This window comes from Cellulomonas sp. P4_B5_2, assembly GCF_056402235.1.
The window spans coordinates 1-5,248 of sequence record NZ_JBFUHU010000271.1 but is presented as its reverse complement, the minus strand read 5'-3'; the positions used below and the strand labels follow the sequence as shown (position 1 = coordinate 5,248).

Below are 5,248 nucleotides of genomic sequence, written 5' to 3'. Positions count from 1 at the left end.
GCCGACCCCCGAGAGGGTCGGCCGTTCGGTTTCGCTGGGGCTCAGAAGTCCCAGTCGTCGTCCTCGGTGTTSACGGCCTTGCCGATCACGTACGACGAGCCCGACCCGGAGAAGAAGTCGTGGTTCTCGTCGGCGTTCGGGGACAGGGCCGACAGGATCGCCGGGTTGACGTCSGTCTCGTCSYKSGGGAASAGSSCCTCGTAACCCAGGTTCATCAGGGCCTTGTTGGCGTTGTAGCGCAGGAACTTCTTGACGTCCTCGGTCAGCCCGACGCCGTCGTAGAGGTCCTGCGTGTACTCGACCTCGTTGTCGTACAGCTCGAAGAGGAGCTCGAAGGTGTAGTCCTTCATCTCCGCCTTCTCCGCGGCCGACAGCTTCTCGAGGCCCTTCTGGTACTTGTAGCCGATGTAGTACCCGTGCACCGCCTCGTCGCGGATGATCAGGCGGATCAGGTCGGCCGTGTTCGTGAGCTTGGCGCGGCTGGACCAGTACATGGGCAGGTAGAAGCCCGAGTAGAACAGGAACGACTCCAGCAGCGTGCTGGCCACCTTGCGCTTCAGGGGCGAGTCGCCGCGGTAGTACTCCATGACGATCTCGGCCTTGCGCTGGAGGTTCGCGTTCTCCTCCGACCAGCGGAACGCCTCGTCGATCTCCTTGGTGGAGCACAGCGTCGAGAAGATCGAGCTGTACGACTTGGCGTGCACCGACTCCATGAACGCGATGTTCGTGTAGACGGCTTCCTCGTGCGGCGTGATCGCGTCCGGGATGAGCGAGACGGCGCCGACCGTGCCCTGGATGGTGTCCAGCAGCGTCAGGCCGGTGAAGACGCGCATGGTGAGCGTCTTCTCCTCCTCGGTCAGCGTGGCCCACGACTGCACGTCGTTGGACACCGGGACCTTCTCCGGCAGCCAGAAGTTGCCGACGAGCCGGTCCCAGACGTCGGCGTCCTTGTCGTCGTCGAGCCGGTTCCAGTTGATCGCCGAGACGCGGCTGACGAGCTTGAGCTTCTCGCTCATCGCAGTGCTTCCTTCGTGTTCAGGACGGGGGTCAGAGCATGCACGAGACGCAGCCCTCGACCTCGGTGCCTTCCAGCGCGAGCTGGCGCAGGCGGATGTAGTAGATCGTCTTGATGCCCTTGCGCCAGGCGTAGATCTGCGCCTTGTTCAGGTCACGGGTGGTGGCCGTGTCCTTGAAGAACAGGGTCAGCGACAGGCCCTGGTCGACGTGCTGCGTGGCCTCGGCGTAGGTGTCGATGACCTTCTCGTAGCCGATCTCGTACGCGTCCTGGTAGTACTCCAGGTTGTCGTTGGTCATGAAGGGCGCCGGGTAGTAGACGCGCCCGATCTTGCCCTCCTTGCGGATCTCGATCTTCGACGCGATCGGGTGGATCGAGCTCGTCGAGTGGTTGATGTAGCTGATCGAGCCCGTCGGCGGCACGGCCTGCAGGTTCTGGTTGTAGATGCCGTGCTCCTTGACCAGGGCGGCCAGCTCGGCCCAGTCCTCCTGGGTGGGGATGTGCACGCCGGCCTCGGCGAAGAGGGTGGCGATGCGCTCGGTCTTCGGCTTCCACTCCTTCGACGTGTACTTCTCGAAGTACTCGCCCGTCGCGTACTTCGAGTCCGCGAAGCCGTCGAACGCGCGACCGCGCTCCTGGGCCAGCAGGTTCGAGGCACGGATCGCGTGGTACGCCACCGTGTAGAAGTAGATGTTGGTGAAGTCGAGGCCCTCGTCGGACCCGTAGAAGATGCGCTCGCGCGCCAGGTAGCCGTGCAGGTTCATCTGGCCGAGGCCGATGGCGTGCCCGCCCGCGTTGGCTCGCTTGATCGACGGGACCGACTCGATGTCCGTCTGGTCGGAGACGCCGGTCAGGGCGCGGATGGCCACCTCGACCGACTTGCCGAAGTCGGGCGAGTCCATCGACAGCGCGATGTTCATCGAGCCGAGGTTGCAGGAGATGTCGCGGCCGACGTGCTTGTACGAGAGGTCCTCGTTGTACGTCGACGGCGTGGAGACCTGCAGGATCTCCGAGCACAGGTTCGAGTGCGTGATCTTCCCGGCGATCGGGTTGGCCCGGTTCACCGTGTCCTCGAACATGACGTACGGGTAGCCGGACTCGAACTGCAGCTCGGCGAGCGTCTGGAAGAACTCGCGGGCGCTGATCTTGGTCTTCTTGATCCGCGCGTCGTCGACCATCTCGTAGTACTTCTCGGTGACGTTGATGTCCGCGAACGGCACCCCGTACACGCGCTCGACGTCGTACGGCGAGAACAGGTACATCGGCTCGTTCTTCTTGGCCAGCTCGAACGTGATGTCCGGGATGACGACGCCCAGCGAGAGGGTCTTGATGCGAATCTTCTCGTCGGCGTTCTCGCGCTTGGTGTCGAGGAACCGGTAGATGTCCGGGTGGTGCGCGTGCAGGTACACCGCGCCGGCGCCCTGACGAGCACCGAGCTGGTTGGCGTAGGAGAAGGAGTCTTCGAGGAGCTTCATCACGGGGATGACGCCGGAGCTCTGGTTCTCGATGTGCTTGATGGGCGCACCGTGCTCACGGATGTTGCTGAGCAGCAGGGCGACGCCGCCGCCGCGCTTGGACAGCTGCAGGGCGGAGTTGATGCCGCGCGCGATCGACTCCATGTTGTCCTCGATGCGCAGCAGGAAGCAGGAGACGGGCTCACCGCGCTGCGCCTTGCCGAGGTTGAGGAACGTGGGCGTGGCCGGCTGGAAACGACCGGAGACGATCTCGTCGACCAGGGAGATGGCGAAGTCCTGGTTCCCCTCCGCGAGGGCGAGGGCGACCATGCAGACCCGGTCCTCGAAGCGCTCGAGGTACCGCTTCCCGTCGAACGTCTTCAGCGTGTACGACGTGTAGTACTTGAACGCGCCGAGGAACGTCTGGAAGCGGAACTTCTTCGAGTACGCGTACTCGAAGAGCGTCTTGATGAACGCGCGGTCGTACTGCGCGAGGACCTCGGGGTCGTAGTACTTGTTCTCCACGAGGTAGTCGAGCTTCTCGTTCAGGTCGTGGAAGAACACCGTGTTCTGGTTGACGTGCTGCAGGAAGTACGCGCGCGCCGCCTCACGGTCCTTCTCGAACTGGATCTCGCCGTCGGCGCCATAGAGGTTCAGCATGGCGTTCAGGGAGTGGTAATCCAGCTCCGGCGTCTCTACGCGGGTATCTGCGACTGTCGTTGCCAAAATCTTCCCAATCCCTCGCGGACGGCTGTGACGTCCTCTTGCGTTCCCATGAGCTCGAACCCGTACAGGTAGGGGACGTGGCACTTGGCCGCGATGATCTCCCCCGCGATGCAGTAGGCCTCGCCGAAGTTCGTGTTGCCGGCCGCGATGACTCCGCGGATCAGCGCACGGTTGTCCTCGTCGTTGAGGAACTTGATGACCTGCCGGGGTACTGCTCCACTCTCGTTCCCTCCGCCGTACGTCGGCACGATCAGCACGTACGGCTCGGAGACGCGCAGGAACTCGTCCGACGGCCGGAGCGGGATGCGCTCGGCCGGCAGACGGAGCTTCTGCACGAAGCGGTGGGTGTTGTCCGAGGTGGAGGAGAAGTAGACCAGGGAGCTCATCGGTCGGATCCCCTCAGCTCGGGTCGTGCGGTGGTGCGGGCGCGAAAGACCCGCCGAACCGGCGCGGTCCGTAGACCAGGCGCCGATCCGGGGAGCTCGTCAGGCGACGGCGGCCAGGCGGTCGGCCAGCGCCTTGATGCGGTCCGGGCGGTAGCCCGACCAGTGCTCGCCGTCGACGATCACGACGGGGGCCTGCAGGTGGCCGAGCGACATGACGTAGTCACGCGCGTCGGCGTCCTCGCTGATGTCGACGACCGTGTACTCGGTGTCGAGCTTGTCGAGCGCGCGGTAGGTGGCATTGCACTGCACGCACGCCGGCTTGCTGTAGACCGTGATCGTCATGATGGGCTCCCCGTGTGGTCTGTCTGCGGCACGCTCTCCCCAGAGCGTTCGCGAAGCGAGTTCCTTGAAGTTGAAGGGCCCGTCTCCGGGCCGGACGAGGTGCTGAGCCTGACGAGAAGGTTCTGCACTGCGTCGTGACTAGACACTACACCTAGGGGTCCCACACGCAATGGACCACTAGGGGTTGTAGTGACAAGCGTGTCATTCTTCACCCTGTGGAGAAGTTCCAGGCTACCGGCGACCACTGACACGGCCCCCGACCAGCACCTTCGCGGGGCCGTGCACAGGCGTCCACAGGCACCTGTCCGGTGCCCACAGGCCGGTCCACACGGCAGTCCACACCCGACCCGTCCGATTCGCCCGGAACGCCCGGCACGACACGCCAGAGTCGGCTTTCCCGACCTGCACCCGACCGACCCGTGCCGGACGTGAGGGATGCTGTGCGCGTGCAGATCACGACGCTCGGAGGGCTCGCCGTCGACGGCCGGGCCGTCCGCGGCGACCGCCTCGCGGCCCTGGTCGGCGCCCTGCTCGACGCGCGCGGCCGCACAGTGTCGTCCGTCGCGCTCGTCGAGGTCGTGTGGGAGGGGCTCCCACCGGAGGACGCCGCCGGTGCCGTGCAGGCCCTCGTGTCGCGCGCCCGCCGTCTTGGCTTCGCGGTCGAGGCCGCGGGCGGCGGCTACCGCCTGCCCACCGACGGGCTGCAGATCGACGTCGACGACGCCGAGTCCCGTCTGACGCACGCCCGCGCGGCCCTGCAGGCGGGGGACGCCACACGTGCGCGGGACCTGGCCCGCGAGGCGCGGACGCTCCTGCCCGCCGTCCCGGACCTGGCGGACCCGGTGACCACGCGACTGCTCGGCGGCGTCCTCGCCGTCCTGGCCGAGGCCGGGCTGGCTCTCGCCGAGGTGGACGGCCTGGCCGACGACCTGCGTCGGCTCGCGCTGCGCACCCCGCCGGACGAGCCGCTCGTGGCCCTCCTGGTCCGCGTGCTCGCGGCGCAGGGTCGCGACGCCGAGGCGCTCGAGGTGGTCGACCAGGTGCGGACCGAGCTCGCGGACCGCTACGGCACCGACCCGTCGCCCGTCGTCGCGCAGGCCCACCTGGCGCTGCTGCAGGGGGAGCTGGGCGCGGCCGCACCCCGGGTCGTCGCGACCCTCCCGCCGGCCTGGCGCCGGGCGGCGACCCCGCTGGTCGGCCGCGACACCGACATCGCCCGGGTGGAGGAGGAGCTGCGGACGTCGGCGCTTATCACCGTCGTGGGCACGGGCGGGGCGGGCAAGACGCGCCTGGCCGGCGAGGTGGCCCGTCGCGCGGTCGCGTCC

The 5,248-nt window shown here is 66.8% G+C and carries 5 protein-coding genes; 1 reads left to right on the top strand and 4 read right to left on the bottom strand.

The genetic code is table 11. From position 1 onward, the window contains the following. Positions 1 to 41 precede the first annotated feature (41 nt). The 4 genes from nrdF to nrdH all read right to left on the bottom strand — a co-directional run bounded on the left by nrdF (position 42) and on the right by nrdH (position 3,923). A complete protein-coding gene (gene nrdF, locus AC1DUQ_RS17205) occupies positions 42 to 1,016 on the bottom strand; it encodes a class 1b ribonucleoside-diphosphate reductase subunit beta (RefSeq protein WP_477074205.1) in 975 nt (324 codons plus the stop codon). Positions 1,017 to 1,047: 31 nt separating this feature from the next. After that, a complete protein-coding gene (gene nrdE, locus AC1DUQ_RS17200) occupies positions 1,048 to 3,195 on the bottom strand; it encodes a class 1b ribonucleoside-diphosphate reductase subunit alpha (protein WP_477062457.1) in 2,148 nt (715 codons plus the stop codon). Next, positions 3,165 to 3,581: a class Ib ribonucleoside-diphosphate reductase assembly flavoprotein NrdI gene (gene nrdI, locus AC1DUQ_RS17195; protein WP_477062458.1), complete on the bottom strand. Its 417-nt coding sequence runs from the start codon at positions 3,579 to 3,581 to the stop codon at positions 3,165 to 3,167. The genes nrdE and nrdI overlap by 31 nt, the downstream gene beginning before the upstream one ends. A gap of 99 nt (positions 3,582 to 3,680) precedes the next feature. Continuing rightward, a complete protein-coding gene (gene nrdH / locus AC1DUQ_RS17190) occupies positions 3,681 to 3,923 on the bottom strand; it encodes a glutaredoxin-like protein NrdH (RefSeq protein ID WP_175349357.1) in 243 nt (80 codons plus the stop codon). Positions 3,924 to 4,369: 446 nt separating this feature from the next. On the opposite strand from nrdH, the gene AC1DUQ_RS17185 reads away from it, so the two are divergent. Then, a partial coding sequence (locus tag AC1DUQ_RS17185) for an AfsR/SARP family transcriptional regulator (RefSeq protein WP_477074204.1) occupies positions 4,370 to 5,248 on the top strand: 879 nt, incomplete at its 3' end.

Excerpts from the sequence above, each read along its gene's own strand:
- nrdI (WP_477062458.1), bottom strand. The coding sequence starts at position 3,581 with ATGAGCTCCCTGGTCTACTTCTCCTCCACCTCGGACAACACCCACCGC.
- nrdH (WP_175349357.1), bottom strand. The coding sequence starts at position 3,923 with ATGACGATCACGGTCTACAGCAAGCCGGCGTGCGTGCAGTGCAATGCC.